Here is a 19382-nt window from a genome sequence, read left to right on the forward strand (position 1 = left end):
CGCATGTCGTGGCACGCGAGGTGCTCACCGTGGCCCTGGGCGAGCCGGAGGCGTACGCCACGATCGGGGCGGCGGTGCGTGCGGCGGCCGGCGGTGCGGTGATCAGGGTCGCGCCCGGGCACTATGAGGAGAACCTCGTACTGGACGAAGTCGTGACGATCGTCGCCGAGGGTCGGCGCGGGGACGTACGGGTCGTGCCGCGTCGCGGTGTCGCGCTGTCGGTGTCCGCGGAGGTCATGCTGACCGGAGTGACCGTATGCGGCGTGGAGGATGACGAGATCCCCGCCGTCGACGTGTCCTACGGCCAGCTCGCCATGGAGCGCTGCGAGGTGATCGGCGCGGCGTGGACGGCCGTGCTGGCCCGTGGCGAGGGCTCGCTGGCGATGCGCGAGTGCCGGGTGACCAACCCGGCCGGTGCCGGCATCGTGATCACCGCGGAGGCGCCCAGCGTGGTCGCCGACTGCGTCGTCGAGAACCTCGGCACCTCCGCGGTGGTGATCGGGTCGCGCAGCGACCCGTCGGTGCGCGGATGTACGCTCCGGGCGGCCAAGGGCAACGGCGTGTGCGCCAACGGGCACGGTCGCGGCACCGTGGAGGACTGCGACGTGTCCGGCGCCGAACAGCCGGCGATCGCGCTGGATGAGAACAGCTCCACCAGGGTCCTGCGAGCCCGGGTCCACGACACGTCCGGCACCGGGATCCACATCAGGAGCCGGGCGCGCGTCACGGTCGAGGACTGCGAGGTCCGCAACACCGGCGACACCGCGGTCATCCTGGACGACGGCACCGATCCGGTCATCCGCCGGTGCCGGATCGAGGCCCCCGCCGGACACGGCATCCAGGTGAGCGGGCAGGCGCGCGGCACCGTCGAGGAGTGCACGGTCAGCGCGGCCACCTCGGCGTCCGTACGGGTCGAGGAAACGGCCTGTCCGATGTTCACCGGGCTCACCGTGCGGGACGGGAAGGCCGCGGGGATCGAGCTGACCGGCGGGAGCACCGCGGAGTTCACCGGCGTGCGGATCCACGACGCGCGCGGTGCCGGCATCACGCTCGCCGAGGAGGCCGACCCGTTCGTACGCGGACTCGTCGTGACGGGCTGCCAGGGGAACGCGATCGAGGTCACCGGGGCCAAGGGCCGGTTCGAGGACGCCGAGATCAGCGACGGACGCAAGCACGGCATCCGGATCAGCGGACGCTCCGCGGTGCACGTGTCCCGCGCCGTCGTCCGCCGTGGCGGTGGCTGCGGCGTGACGATCAAGGACGAGGCCGAGGTGACCCTCAACGACTGCGAGATCTTCGGCGCCGGCTCCGACGGCGTCGCGGTCGGTGCGTCGGCGTTCGCGCGGGTGACGCGCGGCTCGATGCACGGCGGGCGGCGCAACGGCGTCCTGATCGCGGCGGGCGGGCGCGCACGGTTGACCGGCTGCCAGCTGTTCGACAACGCCGGGGACGGGCTGCTGGCGCACGGCACCGGCCAGGTCGAGGTGTGCGACTGCCTCGCGCGGGGCAACCGGCGCGGCGGCGTGCGCCAGACCACACCCGGCGACCACCTTCTCGTCGAGAACCTGGTGAGCGAGGCCAACGAGCTGCCCGACGCGTACGGCGAGACCGCCGAGACCGGCGCCGGGAGAGAAGAGCCGGCGGAGCCGGTCGAGCCCGCCGATGCCGCGGAACGGCCGGCCGGCGAGGAGGCGGAGCCGAAACGGCCCGAGGAGCAGCACGGCCCGCTGGCCGACCTGCACGCCCTGGTCGGGCTGGCGAACGTGAAGGACGAGGTCACCGCGCTCGTCAACCGCAACGAGCTGGCGAAGCGCCGCGCCGAGGTGGGCCTTCCGGCGCCGCCGATGAGCCGCCACCTGATCTTCGCCGGGCCGCCCGGCACGGGCAAGACCACGGTCGCGCGGCTGTACGGCAGCATCCTCGCCGAACTGGACGTGCTGCGGTACGGCCACATCGTCGAGGTGTCCCGCGCGGATCTGGTGGCACGCGTCGTCGGCGGCACCGCGATCAAGACGACCGAGGCGTTCACGAAGGCCCTCGGCGGCGTGCTGTTCATCGACGAGGCGTACACCCTGGCGGGCGAGGGGGAGCGGGGCGGTACGGACTTCGGCCGGGAGGCCGTGGACACGCTGGTGAAGCTCATGGAGGACCACCGCGACGACGTCGTCGTGATCGCGGCCGGCTACTCCGAGGAGATGCGGCGCTTCCTCTCGACCAACCCGGGCCTGGCCTCGCGGTTCAGCCGGACGATCGAGTTCCCCAACTACAGCGTCGACGAGCTGGTGACGATCGTCGAGAAGCAGTGCGCCAGGCACGGCTACGAGCTGGACGACTCCGGCCGGGTCGCGCTCGCGTACCACTTCGAGACCATGACGAGGGACGCCACGTTCGGCAACGGGCGCGAGGCCCGCAGGACGTTCGAGGGGATGGTCGACCGGCAGGCGGTGCGGCTCACCCGCATGCCCGACTCCGACCCCGCCGACCTGCTCCGGCTGACCGCGGAGGACGTCGGGGAGGCCGCCGCGGAGGCGGCGCGCAACGGTTCCGGCGCGGTGGCCGGAGACAAGGGCCGGCTGGCGGCCCTGATGGCGGACCTCACCGCCATGATCGGCCTGGCCGAGGTGAAACGTCAGGTCACCGACATGGTCAATCTCGTATCGGCCACCCGCAAACGCGCGGCGGCCGGGCTTCCGGTGCCCAAGATCAGCCACCATCTCGTGTTCTCCGGCGCGCCCGGCACCGGCAAGACCACGGTGGCCCGGCTGTACGGCGAGCTGCTCTCCGCCCTCGGCGTGCTGCCGCGTGGGCAGATGGTGGAGGTCGCCCGGTCCGACCTGGTCGGCCGCTATATCGGGCACACCGCGCAGCAGACCAAGGAGGCGTTCGACAAGGCGCGCGGCGGCGTGCTGTTCATCGACGAGGCGTACGCGCTGACCCCGCCCGGGGCCGACGGCGACTTCGGCCGGGAGGCCGTGGACACGCTGGTCAAGCTCATGGAGGACCACCGAGACGACACCGTCGTGATCGTCGCGGGCTACTCCAGGCCGATGCGGCGGTTCCTGGACTCCAATCCCGGCCTGGCATCGAGGTTCTCCCGCAACGTCACCTTCGCCGACTACACCGACGAGGAGCTGGTGACGATCGTCGGCTACCAGGCCGCCGCCCAGGGGTACGAGCTCGCTCCGGAGCTGAGCGGCGCGCTGGCCGGCCACTTCGCGTCCGTGCCGCGCGACGAGTCGTTCGGCAACGCGCGGTACGCCCGCAAGGTCCTGGACGTGATGATCACCCGGCAGGCCGGGCGGCTGGCGTCGGTCGCCTCACCCACGCTCGACGATCTACGGCTGCTCACCCCGGACGACCTGGAGATGTCGTGAGCGAAGCGGCCGTCCGTCGAAGCGCATGGGGCCTCCCACCGACTCCTCCTGGCCTTCCTCCTCCTGGCGTTCGCGGGCGAACAGCCAGAGCAGGCCGGGCAGCTGGAACCAGCGAACGCTCCTGGTCACCTCGACCAGGTTGGTGTCGATGAGCTCCTCAAGGGCCTCCTCGGTCCGGTCCCGGCCGACGCCGGCCGACGCGGCGGCGAGGCCGGCGTCGAACGGGCGGTGGTCCGGGAGCAACGACAGGCACCGGAAGATCCGCTGGGTGGTCGGCGAGAGCCTCCGGTAGGAGGAGACGAAGGCGTCGCGCACGTTCAGGTCGTCGACGCTCAGGGCGGTCAGCCGGTTCTCCGCGGGCCGCAGCTGTTCGACGAGGCGGCGGATCGACAGTCCCGGGCGGTTCGCCAGCCGCCGGGCCATGATCTGCAGCGCCAGCGGCAGCAGGCCGCACAGCTGCACGAGTTCGGCGGACGCCTCCGGCTCCGCGGCCACGCGGTCGGCGCCGACCGCTTGTTCCAGCAGTGTCAGCGCCTCGCCGACCGACAGGCAGCGCAGCGGCACCGGCCGCGCCGTCTCCAGGCCGGCGAGCGTACGGCGGCTCGTGACCAGGGTCATGCAGTGCGGATCCGGGGCGATGAGCGGGCGGACCTGGCGTTCGTCGATGGCGTCGTCGAGCACCACCAGCACGCGCTTGCCGGTGAGCAGCGAGCGGTACATCGCGCTGCGCTCCTGCAGCGAGGTGGGCAGCTCTCCGGAAACGCCGAGCGATCGCAGCAGCGTGCCCAGCGCTCCGGCGGGCGAACCCGAACGCCTCCCGGCGGAGCCCAGGCAGACGAAGAGCTGCCCGTCGGGGAACCGGTCGCGCAGATCGTAAGCGGCCCGGATCGCGAGTGTGGTCTTGCCGACTCCGGGCCCACCGGAGATCGCCGCCGCCGGCGGTGCCGCCGGCTGGATGTGCGCGGCGGTGTCCGCCAGCGCCCGTATCGTCGCGATCTCGCCGTCACGGCCGGCCAGCGGGCCGGAATGGGCGGGCAGCGAGTTCAGGGTGCGGTCGAACACGTTCGAGCGCCGCCTGCCGGCCGTGGCGATCTGGTGGAACCAGTCGAGCTCGGGCCTGCTCAGCCGGAGCGCGGTGCCCAGGACCTCGGTGGAACGCGACTGGGGTCCGCGTGCCCGGCCCCGTTCCATGTCGCTGATCGCGCGCACGCTCATTCCGGATTCGGCGGAGAGTTTCTCCTGGCTCAGGCCGAGGCGCGTCCGGTGGGACCGGAGTAACGCGCCGAACATCGAACCGTGCCCCTGGGCCGTCCCCGGATCGGACGCCGGCCGTGTCGTGATCTCGGCGGCGGATGGCGGCGGGCGCCACCGCGAGCCCGGCGTCGCCTCCGTCTCCAGCTCGGTGAGGCGGTGAGCCCCCCCGGCCGCCGTCGGCCCGTTCACCGTGCCGCGGACCCGCCCGCCGGCCATGACCAGAGCACGGTCCGCCCAGGCGGCGACGGCCGGGTCGCGGGTCACCATCACCATGGTCTGGCCGAGACCGTCGACCAGGTCGCGGAGCAGGTCGAGCACCTCGCCGGCGGTGTGCGGGTCCAGGCCGCCGGTCGGTTCGTCACCGAACACGACCGTCGGCCTGGTCACCAGAGCCCGGGCTATCATCGCCCGCCGCTGCCGGCCGTCGGACAACTCGGCGGGGCGGTGGTCCAGCCAGTCGCTCAGTCCCACCCGCTCGACCAGCATCCGCAGCCAGTCCCGGTCCGGCTCCTTGCCCACCAGCCGAAGCGGCAGCCTGATGTTGTCCGCGACGGTGAGCGAGGGCACCAGGTTGTAGGGCGCGAACACGAACCCGACGCGCTCCCGGCGCAGTTCGGCACGGCGCGTCTCGCTGAGCCCGCCGGCCGCGGTGCCGTCGATGACCACATGGCCGCTGGTCGGTTCGTCCAGGCCGGCGGCGCAGTGCAGTAACGCGCTCTTGCCCGCCCCCGGCGGCCCCGTCACGACGACGAACGTGCCGCGCTCCACGGTGATCGAGACTTCGGTGAGCGCACGGACGCCGCGCGGATAGACCTTGGTGACCTGCTCCAGCACCACCGCGGGAGCCTGCAGCGCCGGCCGTGGGTGGCCGGGCGGCCGTACGACCTCGCTCAGCGGGCCCACGGGAGGTGCGGCGACAGGTTCGGCGGGCGCCTCCGGAATGTCGCGGAGATCGGTCATTCGCGTGCTCCCGCCTGCTCGCTGGTCAGCAGTCCCGGCCAGATGCTCCGTAACGGTAGGGGAGGTTCGGCGCGAATGGCCGCTTATCCGAAGTCTTTTCTTTTACTGATACATACAGGATAGGCGTTCCAGCGAGAGATTGAGGGGTTACCGGCGCGTGCGGTGCGGCCGGAGGCCGGACCGCACGGGCTCGATGTCGGCGGTTACTTCTGGGTATAGGCCTCGTCCATCCGGTTGAGGACCTCGGCCGGGTCGGCCTTGCCGGCGAACAGGTTCTGCACGCCGGTGAAGTGGGCCTGCTGGACCTTGGGGTCGGGCCACAGCTGGCCCATGAACGGGACGGTCCTGCCCGCCTTCTGGAAGTCGATGAGCGGCTGGAGAGCGGGGTCGGCGGTGAACTGGGCGTTGGGGATGCTCGGGAGGTTGCCGATGGCACCCGCGTAGAGGTTCATGGCTTCCGGGGTGGCGAGGAAGTCGATGAGAGCTGGGTGACCCAGTCGGTCTGGTCGCCGAGGGCGAAGGCGACCTTGCCCTTCGCCTTGGCCGCGTCGCAGAGCGCCAGGGTCTGCGTCAAGGGCCGCCGAGCAGCGCGGCTCCGGCTCAGGACCGGCCCACCCCGCGGTGGTGCAGGCGATGCGGCTGCTGGAGGCACGCATGGCGCATCGGTGGACGCTCACCGAACTCGCCGGCGAACTCCACCTGTCTCCCCGCCACCTGGTGAGGATCTTCAAGACCACCACCGGCCTGCCGTCGATGGCCTACCTCGCCCAGCACCGCGTCGAGACCGCGGCCTCGCTGCTGCTGCACACCGACCAATCCGTCACCCAGATCGGCCAGGCCGTCGGCTGGGCCGACCAGAACTACTTCGCCCGCCGCTTCAAGGCCTACTACGGCCTGTCGGCCACCACCTACCGGCAGCGTTTCACCCACAACGCCATCGGCCTGCGACCGTCCGCACGCGTCCCCGTACGGTCGTGACGGCCGAGGATGACCTGACGGGCGGCGTCTGACGGTCTGGACGCCGCCGGAGTCGTCGCCCGGAGCCAGAGCTCAGCGACGCTCCACCACGGTCCCGGACGCGCGTCCCGCGTGGTGGCGTCCGGACGCGGGCGTTCCGACGTCCTCGAGGCCGCGGCGGATCGCCGGCACGTTGAAGAAGCCGACCACCACGAGCGACACTCCGGTCGCGACCAGGTATCCGCCGGCGACGTCCACCGGGTAGTGCACCCCCAGGTAGACCCGGGCGAAACCCACCCCGAGCGCGAACAGCACCCCGAGAGTCGACACGAGCACCCGCAGCCGTCCGCGTACGAGGAGGAACAACAGCAGTGCGACCGCGGCCGCCACGGTGGCGTGCCCGCTGGGAAAGCTCTCCTTGTTGTCCGGCGGGATCACCCACAGCCGCTCCGGCGGCCGATGCTCGGCCACCAGGATCTTGGCGGCGAACGCGACCGCCAGCGACCCCGCCATCAGGCAGAGGGCGATCAACGCGTCCCGGCGCCGGCGCACCAGCCACAGGCCGATCGGGACGACCACGGCGACGACCGCGCCCACCGCCGCCTGGGCGACGGCCGTGGCACCCTTCGCCCCCAGGGTGAGTACGGCGTCGCGCATCGGCGCGAGATGTTCGTCCAGCCGGATGTCGATCCGGGTGAGCGTCGGTGTCTTGGCGGCGACGCCCAGCAGCGCCATGAGCACGAGAAGTAGCAGCCCACCAAGAATCTTCATCCGCTCGGTCACGTGCGCCCTTCACATGCTCATGCGGTGTTCACCGCAACTTCATGATCACGACACGTTATCGCCCCGGCGGCGTGGGGGCGCCCCGATGCCGGTCTCCGGGCGCGGTCACCGGGGAACGCGCCATGGGCCGTCCGATCGGCGCGGGCCGTTCAGTCGTCGACGTCGCCGTTGACCGTCGTCGCCGTGGGGACGCCCGAGCGGCAGGTCACCTGGACGGTGACCGTGTTGTCATGGTCGGCCTCGAACTCCACCCATGCCTGCGCGGCCGGGCCGCGGTGCGCGTCATCGGCCGCGTACCCCTGCGCGGGGGTCCAGGAGATCAGGTACGCGTCGCCGGCCGGGTCGCAGCGGGCGAGCACGCTGCCGCCCGGGGTCGACAGCCCACGAGTGATCGCGCCGGCCGGCGTGCCGCCCGCGGTGCCCGGTACCGGTGTCGCGGTCGCGGGGCTCGCCAGGGCGCGCTCGACCTGCGCGGACGTCAGCGGCCGGACGCCGTGGTCGGTGATGCCCGCGCCCAGTACGGAGATCGCCGCCACACCGACGCCGGTCGCGACGGCCGCGGTGGCGGCCCAGGCGCCGATTCCCATCAGCGTGCCTCGCGTCATGCCGTCCAGGCTCGCACGGCTGCGGCTAAGGGGCGGATAAGACGCCGACAAGGCCCCGCTATGGGCGTATCGGACGCTGAAACCGCTGGCTACGGTGGGGAGGTGCCGCAACTTCTGCTGATCGAGGACGACCCGCAGGTGCGGACCGCGCTGGTACGGGCGCTGTCCGAGCGCGGTCACGCGGTCGCCACCGCGGACACCGCGATGGCCGGGCTGGCCCAGGCCGTCGAATCCCGGCCCGACCTGGTCGTGCTGGACCTGGGGCTGCCCGACCTGGACGGGTGCCGGCTGCTACGGATGCTCCGCGGCGTCAGCCGGGTACCGGTCATCGTGGCCACCGCCCGCGACGAGGAGAGCCAGATCGTCGAGGCACTCGACGCCGGCGCCGACGACTACGTCGTCAAGCCGTTCGGCGCGAGCCAGCTGGACGCGCGGATCCGCGCGGTGCTGCGCCGCGCCGACGACCAGACCGGCCCGGAGCCGGTGACGGTCGGCGCGTTGCGCATCGACCCCGGCGCCCGCGAGGCGAGCCTGGACGGGCGGGCGCTGGTGCTGGCGCCCAAGGAGTTCGACCTGCTGCACTACCTGGCCGCCCGCGCCGGCCAGGTCATCTCCAAACGGGAACTGCTCACGCAGGTGTGGCAGACCCCGTACGGCGGGGCCGACAAGACCGTCGACGTGCACGTGGCGTGGCTGCGCCGAAAGCTCGGTGAAACCGCCAAACAGCCCCGCTACCTGCACTCCGTACGCGGTGTCGGCGTCAAGATCGTTGATCCGGGCGCATGAGAGGCCGCCTGTTCCGGCTCGTGGCCGCCACCGCCTCCCTGATGCTGATCGCGTTCCTGGTGCCGCTGGCGCTCCTTGTCCGCGACGTCGCCGCCGACCGCGCGACCGCCGCGGCCACCACCGCCGCTCAGTCGCTGGCACCGGTGGTCGCCGCCGCGGACAAGGCCACCGTCGGGCTGACCCTCGCCCAGATCCAGTCCACCAGCCGCTATCCCGTCACCGTGTTCTGGCCCGACGGCCACCTCCTCGGCACACCCGCGACCCGCAGCCACGCGGTCGAGCTGGCCGCCCGCGGGCGCAGCATCACCGTCCAGGCTCCCGGCGGGCGCGAGATCCTGATCGCCGTCCAGGGCGGCGCGGGCGGAACCTCCGTGGTCCGCACCTTCGTCACCGACGCCCAGCTCCGTGCCGGCGTGGCGCGCGCCTGGCTGATCCTGGGTCTGCTCGGGGCCGGACTGCTCGCCGTCGGCCTGGTGGTGGCCGACCGGATCGCCCGCTCCATGCTCGGCCCCGTCACCGCACTGGCGGCCCTGTCACATCGGCTGTCGGCCGGCGACCTGGACGCCCGGGTACACCCCGGCGGACCGAGCGAGATCCGCGACGTCGGCGCCGCCCTCAACCACCTGGCCGGCCGCATCGCCGATCTGCTCGCCGGCGAACGCGAAGCGGCCGCCGACCTGTCCCACCGGTTGCGCACCCCGCTGACCGCGCTGCGCCTGGAGACCGAGACACTGCGCGATCCCGCCGAGGCCGAGCGCATCACCGCCGTCGTCGACGCGCTGGAGCGCACCGTCACCCGGATCATCCACGACACCCGCCACCCCCACCACCGGGCCGGTGTGCACTGCGACGCCCGCCAGGTCCTCACCGAACGTGTCGAGTTCTGGTCCGCGCTGGCCGACGAGCAGGACCGTGCCGTCACCACCACGCTGCCCGACGGCCCGCTGCCGGTCGCCACCGGCCGCGACGAGCTGGCCGCGGCCGTCGACGCCCTGCTGGAGAACGTCTTCGCCCACACCCCGGAGGGCACCGCCTTCTCCGTCACGCTGGAGGCCGTCTCCGGCGGGGCCCGCATCGTCGTCGGCGACGACGGCCCCGGCCTGCCCGCCGGCGACCTGCCGGCCCGCGGCCGCAGCACCGCGGCCTCCACCGGCCTGGGCCTCGACATCGCCCGGCGCACCGCCGACACCGCGGGCGGAACGATCGATCTGGGCGCCTCACCCGGTGGCGGCGCGCAGATCAGCCTGACCCTGCCCGAGCCTCCCGCAACGCCTTAACCCGTCCTTAGGCTCGCCACAGCGCCTCCCTATCACCGCCCGTCCCACCCTGAGACACGTACGACCACGAACCCGATCAGGGGAGGCATCTCATGCACCGCAAGCTCGCACTCGGCGTCGGCATCGCCGCCGCGGCCGTCATCGCCACCGGCGGCATCGCGCTCGCCGCCGAGGACCACTCCCACCCGGCCACCGCCGGCGCGTACGGAGGCGACCACCACGACGACGCGCCCGGTCGCGACGATCACGGCACCGACGCCACGGCCACCCACGCCACCACCAAGATCAGCCTGGAACGAGCCGGCGAGATCGCGCGCGGAGCGGTGCCCGGAGCCACGATCACCTCGATCGAGATCGAGGATGAGCACGGCACCGCCGCCTGGGAGGTCGAACTGACACCGGCGAACGGTCCCCACCGGGAACTGACCATCGACGCCGGGACCGGCAAGATCATCGAGAACGAGATCGACCGGCCCTCAGCCCACGACGACGACGAGGACTGAACCGGCACCGGCGGGGACCAGGCGACGGCGCTCCGCCCCGTGACGGACCCCGGCGTCGCGCGACCGCCGGGCCGCGGCGCCCTCCTCCGCCCTGGTCCCCGCCGGTCGCCGGTTCGATGAGGGCGTCGAGCTCGACGGCCGCTCCGTTGGCGGGGAAGGAGGCGTGTACGTGACCTGTGTGCCTCGGCAGTTAGATAGGCAACCTATATAGGTATGTGATATAAATTGGGTCATGGACGGAGCACCCTCCGTAGGGGACCTTGACGAGGTCGCCGCGGCGCTGACCGAGGTGGCGGCGCTGATGGCGAGGCACCTGTCGAACCGTCAGGCCATGAGTCTCACCACCGCCTCGACCCTCGCCAGGGTGGAGCGGGAGGGGCCCATCCGGCTGACCGCGCTGGCCGTGGCGGAAGGCGTCGCCCAGCCATCGATGACCCAGCTGGTGCAGCGGCTCGAACGCGACGGCCTGGTCGCACGGATGAGCGACCCCGAGGACCGGCGCGTCGCTCTCGTCACGATCACCGAGACCGGGCGGGGAGTCCTGGCCGAGCGCGGACAGGCGCGGCACGCCCGGCTGGCCGGGCTCCTGGCCGCCCTCCCCGCGGAGGAGCGCGAGGCGCTGGGCTCGGCCATGCGGACGGCCTTGCCGATCGTGCGGCGGCTGATCCACGCCGCCGGGCAGCCTCCCGCCGCGGACGACGGGACGGGCTCGTGACCGACCCCTCGACCTCCCGCGTTCCGGCCCTGAGGCCGGGCTCCCTCCGCCGGCCGCGGGCCGCGACCTCGCGCTTACGCGTCCCGCCGCTGATCACGCAACGGACGCGTCGAAAGGACGGAGAACCATGAGCGCCGACTCGGTGACCACCACCACGAGCACTTCTTCGGCCGAGGTGCCGCGATTCCCGATGCCCCGGGCGACCGGCTGCCCGTTCGACCCGCCGCCGGCCCTGCGCGCGCTGCGGGCCGACGCCCCCATCACCCGGGTTCGGCTGTGGGACGGCAGCACCCCCTGGCTGATCAGCCGCTACGACGACCAGCGGGCCCTGTTGTCCGATCCCCGGGTCAGCGCCGACTCCGGCCTCCCGAACTACCCCCACACCACCCCGGGTCAGATGACGGTCCGCAAGGAGTCGCGGACCTTCATCAACATCGACGACCCGGAGCACGCGCGTCTGCGCCGGATGGTGACCGCCCCGTTCTCCATCAAGCGGGTCGAGGCGCTCCGGCCCGCCGTCCAGAAGATCGTGGACGGCCTGATCGATGACATGCTCGCCGGCCCGGCACCGGTGGACCTGGTCGAGGCGTTCGCGCTGCCCGTGCCCTCGCTGGTGATCAGCGAGCTGCTCGGCGTGCCGTACGCCGACCATGACTTCTTCCAGCGCAACAGCCGGCTGCTCGTCAACCGCGCCACCGCACCGGAGGAGGCCCTGGCGGCCCAGCACCGGCTGGTCGACTACCTCGAGCGGCTGGTCGCCGACAAACAGGCCCACCCGGGCGAGGACCTGCTGTCCCAGCTGGCCGTGCAGCGCGTCGCCACCGGGGAGCTGTCCCGGCACGAGGCGGCGATGATGGGCCGCCTGCTGCTGACCGCCGGCCACGAGACGACCGCGAACATGATCGCGCTGGGCACTCTCGCGCTGCTGCACCACCCGGACCAGCTCGCCCGGCTGCGGGAGACCGACGATCCCAAGCTGATCGCCGGCGCGGTCGAGGAGCTCCTGCGCTACCTGACCATCGTGCACAGCGGGCGGCGACGCGTCGCGCTCGAGGACATCGAGATCGGCGGCCGGACCATCCGCGCCGGCGAGGGCATCGTCCTGGCCAACGACATCGGCAACCGCGACACCACCGTCTTCGCCGACCCGGACCGCCTCGACCTCCGGCGCGACGCCCGGCGGCACATCGCCTTCGGCTTCGGCGTGCACCAGTGCCTCGGGCAGCCGCTGGCCCGGGTCGAGCTGCAGGTCGTGTACGGCACGCTCTACCGCCGGATCCCGACCCTGCGCCTGGCGGTGGACCTGGAGCAGGTGCCCTTCAAGCACGACGCACTCGTCTACGGCGTGTACGAGCTCCCCGTCGCCTGGTGACCACGGCGAACGACAACGCGAAGGAGGCCTTGATGAAGGTAACGATCGACCAGGACAAGTGTGTGGCCTCCGGCCAGTGCGTGCTCGCCGCCGCCGGCATCTTCGACCAACGCGACGAGGACGGCATCGTCGTCCTGCTCGACCCCGACGTGCCCGCCGGACGGGAGGACGACGTCCGGGAGGCCGCCATGCTCTGCCCGGCTCTGGCGATCACGGTGGAGGAGGAGTGAACCGGATCGTCATCGTCGGCGCCTCGGCGGCGGGCCTGACCGCCGCCGAGGCACTCCGCCGTCGTGGCTATGACGGAAGGCTGACGCTGATCGGTGACGAGCGGCATGCGCCGTACGACCGGCCGCCGCTGTCCAAGCAGGTCCTCGCCGGCACGTGGGAAGCCGAGCGCACCGCCCTGCGCTCGCCCGAGGCGCTCGCCGGGCTCGGCGCCGACATCCGGCTCGGCCGGGCCGCCACCGGCCTGGACGTCACCGGCCGTCAGGTGAGTACGAGCGGCGGCGATCCGATCGGTTTCGACGGCCTGGTCATCGCCACAGGTCTCACACCTCGCCGCCTTCCCGGCGGCGACCTCGCCGGGGTGCACGTGCTGCGGACCCTCGACGACGTCGTCGCCCTGCGCGCGGCGCTGCTCGCCGGGCCGCGGGTCGTCGTCGTGGGCACCGGGTTCCTGGGGACCGAGGTGGCGGCGACGGCCCGGACGATGGGCGCGGAGGTCACCGTGGCCGGCCCGCGGCCGGTGCTCCGCCCGTTCGGCGACCGGGTCGGCGCGCTCGTCGCCGCGTTGCACCGCGACCACGGCACCGTGCTGCGCTGCGGGGTGCCCGTCCGCCGTCTGCGCGGCACGGGCGGCCGGGTCACCGGGGTCGAACTGGCCGATGACACTCTGCTGCCGGCCGACGTGGTGGTCCTGGCCATCGGCTCGGACCCCGCGACCGGCTGGCTGGAGGGTTCGGGCCTGCGGCTGGGGGACGGGGTGACGTGCGATCGGTTCTGCCGCGCGGCTCCCGGTATCTATGCCGCCGGAGACGTCGTCTCCTGGTACAACCCGCACTTCGGCATGCGGATGCGGCTCGAACACCGGATGAACGCCACCGAACAGGCCATGGCCGTGGCCGGCAACCTTCTCGGTGACGCGACCCCGTTCGCGCCCGTCTCCTACTTCTGGACCGACCAGTACGCCACGAAGATCCAGGCGTACGGCATCTTCCCTCCGGACGCCGAATTCCGGATCCTGCGGGGTGACCCCGCCGACGGCCGTTTCACCGCCGCCTACGCCCGCAACGGCACGGTCGTCGGGGTCCTCGGCTGGAACCACCCGCGTGAGATGTACGGACTGCGCCGGCTCGTCGCCGAACATGCCTCCTGGGCGGCCGCCTAACCGGCCGATGCCCCGGCGGGGTCACAGGGCACCCGGAGCGGCGGCTTCGGGTGCCCTGTGCGCCGTCGTCCGTAGCCTAGGCGCGGGTCGCGAGCCCGGCCGGCCTGCCGCCGAGGGTGCGTTCCAGCGCCGCGCCGATGGCGACGACGACCACGTTCGGCACGAGCCCGATCAGTCCCACGTTGACGTGGCCCTGGTAGACGTCGCTGAAGGTCAGCCAGATCACGACCGCCTCGCCGACCACCAGGCCGGACAGGACCGGCCACAGGCCCACGATCCTGCGGGCGAACAACGCCAGGACGATCGCCGGGATCAGCTGGTCGAGCCCCGAGTAGGTCAGCAACAGCAGGTTGGCCAGGAGATCCGGGCGTACGAGCGCGGTGATCAGGGCGAAGCCGGTGACGACGACGACCGACACGTGGTTCACGGCGATCTGGCTGCGCTCGCTTCGGGTGCCGACGAGATTACGGGCGATCAGCGTGGACATCCCGACGATGAGCCCGGCCGCCGGCACCATCGCGGTCGCGGCCGTCGCCACCACCACGATGCCGACGAACCAGCCGGGAAACGCCTGACCGGCGAGCGTCAGGAGCACGCCGTTGCTGCCGGAGTTCTTCGGCAGCGCGAGGATCCCCGTGAATCCGATGATCATCGGGAGCGCCAGGGCGATCGAGTACACCGGGAGGAACACGTAGTTGCGGCGTACGGCCTTGGGCGACCTCGCCGAAAGCAGCGCCGGCCACTGGTGCGGGAGCGTCATGAACAGGACGCCGATGGTCGAGGACACCATGCTGCTGAAGAACCAGGCGGTCTCGTTCTCGTCCGCGCGGCTGAACTCGATGAGGGCCAGGACCAGGGTGAGGCCCAGGACCCAGGCGGCCGTCCAGACCATGATCGAGGGCAGGCCGAGCCACAGGGAGGAGGAGTTGACGAAGGGCAGCCAGACCGTCGCGACCAGCGCCACGACGACCACGCCGAGCAGGATCAGCTTGATGCGCATGGGGCTCCTTCCGTGGGGGTTGCAGGGAGATCACCATCTCGGCGGCTCTCGATGCCGCATCACCACCCGCGACGGCGGAGGCCGGGGGAGCGATCGCCTCGATCGACGGCGCGCGACCTCGGCCGCGCCGGTCGAGACGCGACGGCCGCCCGGGATAAGCGTCTGGTCATCGAGCCACCTCATCGCCGGCGGTGGAACGAACCCACGATCACTCGATTTGATCACTTGATGCAACCCATAACAATGGATCTTCCGTGCCGATTTTGTCGCGCATCCTCGCGGCGGGTCAGCGGGCCTGCCCCGGCCCGGCGGCGGCCGTTCGAGCACCGCCCGCTCGCTTCGGCGACCTCGGCCACCGGAGACGGGCTCGGTGGCGAGGGCGGGGAGGATTTCGGCTTATACCGAACGTAAACCGCAGGCCGCTAACGTGCCGCCTGAGCCCGGCGCCCGCATTGTCGATGCGGGGTCGGGCGGTTCGTATTGATCCGCGGAACGGGGATCCCGATGAGCGCGCGCCCGTACGGCGACGCGTCGAACGTCTTCAGGAGGACGAGTGGGCAGGTTGGTCCGGGTCGGAGCGGGAGTTTCGTCACTCGCGCTGGTGGCGGGTATCGCGACATGGGCCGCGGTGCGGGGACCCGCGTCCTCCACCGCGTCGATGCGCTCGAACGCCGACGCCGCCGCGTCGCCGGTCGCGAACGCCGTGCGCGTCGACCTGTCGCAGAGTCAGGGCGCGTTTCCGTTCCGGCCCGGCGGTGAACTGAGCGCGACGCCGAACAGCTGGAAATACGGTACGAAGACGAGCGCCGATTTGAGCGGCCTGAAGCTCGACCGGTCGCGGGTGTGGCTGGAGTTCGACCAGGCGTACGACGTGGCGAACAAGAAGCCGGACTACGCCAAGTGGTACGACTACCTGCAGGCGTACTCCTCGTGGTCGAAGTCGCTGGTGCTCAACTGGCGCTCCGACTACGACCCGCTGGTCACCAAGGGCACGTTCTCGCGCGCCGAACTCTTCGTCGCCGAGCGCGACATGCTCGCCGACTACAAGCGGCATTTCCCCACCATCGAGTACCTCGAGTCGGAGAACGAGCCGCCGGACATCGCGGCGTACTACCCGAAGTACAAGTTCACCTACCAGGTGGTCAACGCGGTGAACGCGATGAACCTGCCCGGCCCGGCGATCAAAATCGGTGGGCCGACGACCGACATCTTCACCACGAACCGGATCGGCGCCTTCCTGGACCTGTACGCCGCCGACACGGACGCGAACAAGCGGCTCGACTTCATCTCCTACCACCAGTACCTGATCAACACCACCGGCGGCGCGTGGGACAAGCTGAAGCTGGACCCGGCGGTCGTCGCCACGGAGCGTTCGCAGCTGAACTCCATGCTGTCCGCCCGGAAGCTGAAGAGTGTTCCCGCCCTGGTCACCGAGAGCGGCGTCTTCCCCGGATCCCGCGCCTCCAGCTTGGGCCTGTCGGCCGACTACCACATCCAGGCGGCGGGCCTGGCGTCACTGCACTACTACTACCTCGGCCAGACGTCGGTCACGCCGTTCCACTGGACCATCGACCACCCGGACAACGACCGCAAGGACATGTTCGCCGACACCGGCACCGGCGTACCGCGGCCCTACTTCAACATGATGCAGATGCAGTCGATGCTGCCCGCGACCCGCTACAAGGCGACGTCGGACCAGCTCAGCGCCCAGGGCATCGGCGTGTACGGGCTGGCCGCCGCCGATCCGACCAAAGTCGCGGTGATGACGTGGAACTATCAGTGGACGCAGCAGACCGGCTACAACTCGAAGATCGTCCTGTCCCACCTGCCGAGCGCGTTCGGCAAGTCGAACATCCTGGTGACCCGGTACAAAATCGGCGATGACGCGGACTCGGGCGACCTGAAGCCGGTGGAGCAGTTCGTCATCGCGCCACGCACCAGCGGCTACACGAGCCAGACCCTGTCCCTGCAACCGAACGAGCTGCGCCTGCTGGTCCTCACACCCACCACCCAACCCGTGACCCCGCGCTGACACCGCGACAACCGACGGCCCCTTGCGATGATCGCAAGGGGCCGTTATTTCGCTTGGCGTGCAAATCGCCTACGGGAACGAGGGGGATTACCGAGTTACGGAGGAGAAGTGAAGCCGCTATCCTTACAGCGCGAGCGCGGCCTGGTTCTCGTCAACGTGTGGGAGATTGGTGCCATGTCAATGTTCGCTCCCTTTCCTCGAATCGACGACGGCACGCTCGTGCTGCGGAATTTCTCCGACGGAGATGCCGGATTCATCGAAGAAGTCTCCGACGATCCGCTGATCACGTTGATCGATCCGGTGCTCGCGCAGAGCAAGGTTCAGGCGACATCCGACGGTGGTCAGATGCAGGCCTTGATCGACCTGGCCCGAAGCCACTACGTCGCGGGCGTCAGATATTACTTCGCCATCGCTGACGCGGAAACCGACCATGCCATCGGGCATATCGGACTGGGCTTGAAGGATCTGCAGGCCGGGCGGGCGAGCATCGGGTATTGGATCGCCGAACGAAAGCGCGGTCAGGGGGCGGCGGGACATGCGCTGCGCATGCTGTCGGCCTGGGCGTTCACGCCGCCCGGGATCGACCGCCTTGAGCTGTACGTGGAGCCTTCGAACGAAGCGTCCTGGCACACCGCCGAGCGGGCCGGCTACCAACGTGAAGGACTCCTTCGCCGTTGGTGGCTCGCCGAAGACGAACGCCGAGACGTGTACCTCTACTCCCTGCTGAGATCCGACCCTCGCTGAAGAACCCGGATCCTCGTACCCCCTTGTGGCCCAACGCGGGCCGGGCTCGGTCCCCGGGTCATCGCCAGGTGTCGGTCGCCCATACCGGCGTGCCGTTCTTGTCCTTGATCACCAGGTTGGCGTCGGCCTGCAGCACCATCGTCGGATGATCGTGGCCCTGGCATCCCGCGCCCCAGGCCGGCCGATCGCTCGCGGTGTAGACGACCAGGTTGCCGTCGTTCTGGAGGATGGCGTGGGCCCCGGGCCGGTGGGTCCCGGTGGACCAGATGACCTTGCCGCCCTTGTCGCGGAGCACCAGATCACCGTCGGTCTGCATGGTCAGCGCGATGCGGTTCGTCCGCACGGTCCTGCCCGAGCGGAGCACGTACGGTGCGTGCAGCACGCGGCTCGTCCACGGCGGCCCGCCCGCCAGCGGCAGTTCGTTCGAGGCGGCCTTGGTCCCGGCGCGCTTGCGGCGTGAAGCCGAGGGCATGGGGCTCGCCACGGTCATCGGCCTGCGGATCCTGCTCGGGGAGGCCGTCGGGCGCTGCTGCCGGTCACCGGGCTGCACGGAGTGGACCGTGGTCGTCACCGTTGGGGCGGCCTGTGTCGCCGCCGGTTTCAGCTTGATGGCCCCCGTGGCCGCGGCCACACCGGCCGCGAACGCGGCTACGGTGATGATGGCCGCCACCGGCAGTACCCACGCGCGGCGAGTGCGCTTTCCGTCGCCGCCTTCCTTTCCGGGCCCCTTCTCGGCGGCCGGAGGCGCCGTGTCGGTGGAGGCCGACGGTGTGCCCTCGGCCACCTGGCGGAGCCGCTCGACGACCTGAGCGCCGCTGGGCCGCCGTTCCGGGTCCTTGTCGAGCATGGCCATGATCAGCGGGGTGAGCGGTCCGCCGTGGATCGGGTCCGCCGGCCGCGCGTTCATGATCGCCTGGAAGGTCGCCTCCGGGACCTTGCGCAGGAAGGGTGAGTAGCCCTCGACCGCCGCGTACAGGACGACGCCGAGGGAGAAGAAGTCCGACGCGGGCACGGCGACCCTGCCCAGCATCCGCTCGGGTGGAAGGAACTCGGCGGAACCCATCATCATGCCCGTGGCGGTGAGCCCCTGCTCGCCGTGAATCTGGGCGAGGCCGAAGTCGGTGAGGACGACCCGGCCGTCGTCGCCGATCATGATGTTGTGCGGCTTGACGTCCCGGTGCAGCACGCCCATCGCGTGCGCGGCGACCAGCGCCTCCGCGACCGGCAGCGTGACCTTCGCCGCCTGCTGGGGCGACAGTATGCCCTCGTCCATCAGGTCGGCCAGATTCCGGCCTTCGATCAGCTCCATGACGATCAACGGCCGTCCGGAATCAGTAACCACGTCGAGGATGTCGACCACGGCCGGGTGTGAGATCTGTGCGGTGGCCCTCGCCTCCCGCTCGAGCCTCGCCACCATGACCTCGCGGCTCTCGCCTCCCAGATTCGAGGTGAGTTGAGGTTCCTTGATCGCGACGTCCTCGCCGCGAACGACGTCCCGGGCCCGCCAGACGGTGCCCATGCCTCCCTTGCCCAGCTGCGCCACCAGCCGATAGCGGCCCGCGACCATGGGCGCCGCGGCATCCCGTGGCGCCTCTTGCCCTTCCCCGGATGATTCCTTCGACATGCCTTC

Annotated in this window: 18 protein-coding genes; 11 read left to right on the forward strand and 7 right to left on the reverse strand. The window is 71.2% G+C overall.

Going from position 1 to position 19382, the window contains the following annotated elements:
- The first annotated feature begins 8 nt into the window (after positions 1 to 8).
- Positions 9 to 3374: a right-handed parallel beta-helix repeat-containing protein gene (locus tag OG417_RS23935; protein ID WP_329260188.1), complete on the forward strand. Its 3366-nt coding sequence runs from the start codon at positions 9 to 11 to the stop codon at positions 3372 to 3374.
- On the opposite strand, the gene OG417_RS23940 is transcribed toward OG417_RS23935, so the two are convergent.
- The 3 genes from OG417_RS23940 to OG417_RS23950 all read right to left on the reverse strand — a co-directional run bounded on the left by OG417_RS23940 (position 3336) and on the right by OG417_RS23950 (position 6162).
- Positions 3336 to 5588 (reverse strand): ATP-binding cassette domain-containing protein, encoded by a 2253-nt coding sequence (locus OG417_RS23940; protein WP_329260191.1) that lies wholly within the window; start codon positions 5586 to 5588, stop codon positions 3336 to 3338. The two genes, OG417_RS23935 and OG417_RS23940, sit on opposite strands and share 39 nt — an antisense overlap.
- A gap of 203 nt (positions 5589 to 5791) precedes the next feature.
- Positions 5792 to 6040, reverse strand: coding sequence for a hypothetical protein (locus tag OG417_RS23945; protein ID WP_329260194.1), 249 nt, complete (start codon positions 6038 to 6040; stop codon positions 5792 to 5794).
- Positions 6037 to 6162 (reverse strand): hypothetical protein, encoded by a 126-nt coding sequence (locus OG417_RS23950; RefSeq protein WP_329260197.1) that lies wholly within the window; start codon positions 6160 to 6162, stop codon positions 6037 to 6039. The genes OG417_RS23945 and OG417_RS23950 overlap by 4 nt, the downstream gene beginning before the upstream one ends.
- A gap of 59 nt (positions 6163 to 6221) precedes the next feature.
- Here OG417_RS23950 and OG417_RS23955 point away from each other — a divergent pair, with 59 nt between their 5' ends.
- The gene (locus tag OG417_RS23955; RefSeq protein WP_329260200.1) at positions 6222 to 6566 is read left to right on the forward strand and encodes a helix-turn-helix transcriptional regulator; all 345 of its coding nucleotides are present in this window, start codon (positions 6222 to 6224) and stop codon (positions 6564 to 6566) included.
- Positions 6567 to 6638: 72 nt separating this feature from the next.
- On the opposite strand, the gene OG417_RS23960 is transcribed toward OG417_RS23955, so the two are convergent.
- Both OG417_RS23960 and OG417_RS23965 read right to left on the reverse strand, forming a co-directional pair.
- Positions 6639 to 7328 (reverse strand): phosphatase PAP2 family protein, encoded by a 690-nt coding sequence (locus tag OG417_RS23960; protein ID WP_329260203.1) that lies wholly within the window; start codon positions 7326 to 7328, stop codon positions 6639 to 6641.
- Positions 7329 to 7477: 149 nt separating this feature from the next.
- Positions 7478 to 7933, reverse strand: coding sequence for a hypothetical protein (locus OG417_RS23965; RefSeq protein ID WP_329260206.1), 456 nt, complete (start codon positions 7931 to 7933; stop codon positions 7478 to 7480).
- Positions 7934 to 8035: 102 nt separating this feature from the next.
- On the opposite strand from OG417_RS23965, the gene OG417_RS23970 reads away from it, so the two are divergent.
- The 7 genes from OG417_RS23970 (at position 8036) to OG417_RS24000 (ending at position 13976) form a co-directional block, all read left to right on the forward strand.
- Complete coding sequence (locus tag OG417_RS23970; RefSeq protein WP_329260209.1) at positions 8036 to 8719, forward strand: response regulator transcription factor; 684 nt, start codon at positions 8036 to 8038, stop codon at positions 8717 to 8719.
- Complete coding sequence (locus tag OG417_RS23975) at positions 8716 to 9996, forward strand: sensor histidine kinase (protein ID WP_329260213.1); 1281 nt, start codon at positions 8716 to 8718, stop codon at positions 9994 to 9996. The genes OG417_RS23970 and OG417_RS23975 overlap by 4 nt, the downstream gene beginning before the upstream one ends.
- Positions 9997 to 10088: 92 nt before the next feature.
- The gene (locus OG417_RS23980) at positions 10089 to 10499 is read left to right on the forward strand and encodes a PepSY domain-containing protein (protein ID WP_329260216.1); all 411 of its coding nucleotides are present in this window, start codon (positions 10089 to 10091) and stop codon (positions 10497 to 10499) included.
- A gap of 232 nt (positions 10500 to 10731) precedes the next feature.
- A complete protein-coding gene (locus OG417_RS23985; protein ID WP_329260219.1) occupies positions 10732 to 11214 on the forward strand; it encodes a MarR family winged helix-turn-helix transcriptional regulator in 483 nt (160 codons plus the stop codon).
- Positions 11215 to 11341: 127 nt separating this feature from the next.
- Positions 11342 to 12586: a cytochrome P450 gene (locus tag OG417_RS23990; protein WP_329260222.1), complete on the forward strand. Its 1245-nt coding sequence runs from the start codon at positions 11342 to 11344 to the stop codon at positions 12584 to 12586.
- 32 nt (positions 12587 to 12618) lie between these two features.
- Positions 12619 to 12816 carry a ferredoxin gene (locus OG417_RS23995; protein WP_329260225.1) on the forward strand — a complete coding sequence of 66 codons (198 nt, stop codon included), beginning with the start codon at positions 12619 to 12621 and terminating at the stop codon, positions 12814 to 12816.
- Entirely contained in the window at positions 12813 to 13976 is a 1164-nt protein-coding gene (locus OG417_RS24000; protein WP_329260228.1) for an NAD(P)/FAD-dependent oxidoreductase, read from the forward strand. The genes OG417_RS23995 and OG417_RS24000 overlap by 4 nt, the downstream gene beginning before the upstream one ends.
- A gap of 76 nt (positions 13977 to 14052) precedes the next feature.
- On the opposite strand, the gene OG417_RS24005 is transcribed toward OG417_RS24000, so the two are convergent.
- The gene (locus tag OG417_RS24005) at positions 14053 to 14976 is read right to left on the reverse strand and encodes a hypothetical protein (RefSeq protein ID WP_329260232.1); all 924 of its coding nucleotides are present in this window, start codon (positions 14974 to 14976) and stop codon (positions 14053 to 14055) included.
- A gap of 553 nt (positions 14977 to 15529) precedes the next feature.
- Here OG417_RS24005 and OG417_RS24010 point away from each other — a divergent pair.
- Complete coding sequence (locus OG417_RS24010; protein WP_329260235.1) at positions 15530 to 17008, forward strand: hypothetical protein; 1479 nt, start codon at positions 15530 to 15532, stop codon at positions 17006 to 17008.
- A 108-nt stretch (positions 17009 to 17116) separates the two neighbouring features.
- A complete protein-coding gene (locus tag OG417_RS24015) occupies positions 17117 to 17752 on the forward strand; it encodes a GNAT family N-acetyltransferase (RefSeq protein ID WP_329260247.1) in 636 nt (211 codons plus the stop codon).
- A 58-nt stretch (positions 17753 to 17810) separates the two neighbouring features.
- Here the strand turns inward: OG417_RS24015 and OG417_RS24020 are convergent, their stop codons facing one another.
- A complete protein-coding gene (locus tag OG417_RS24020) occupies positions 17811 to 19376 on the reverse strand; it encodes a protein kinase domain-containing protein (protein ID WP_329260256.1) in 1566 nt (521 codons plus the stop codon).
- Positions 19377 to 19382: the final 6 nt, after the last annotated feature.

The sequence above is a fragment of the Actinoallomurus sp. NBC_01490 genome, assembly GCF_036227085.1.
In the GTDB taxonomy this organism is placed as follows: Bacteria; Actinomycetota; Actinomycetes; order Streptosporangiales; family Streptosporangiaceae; genus Actinoallomurus; species Actinoallomurus oryzae.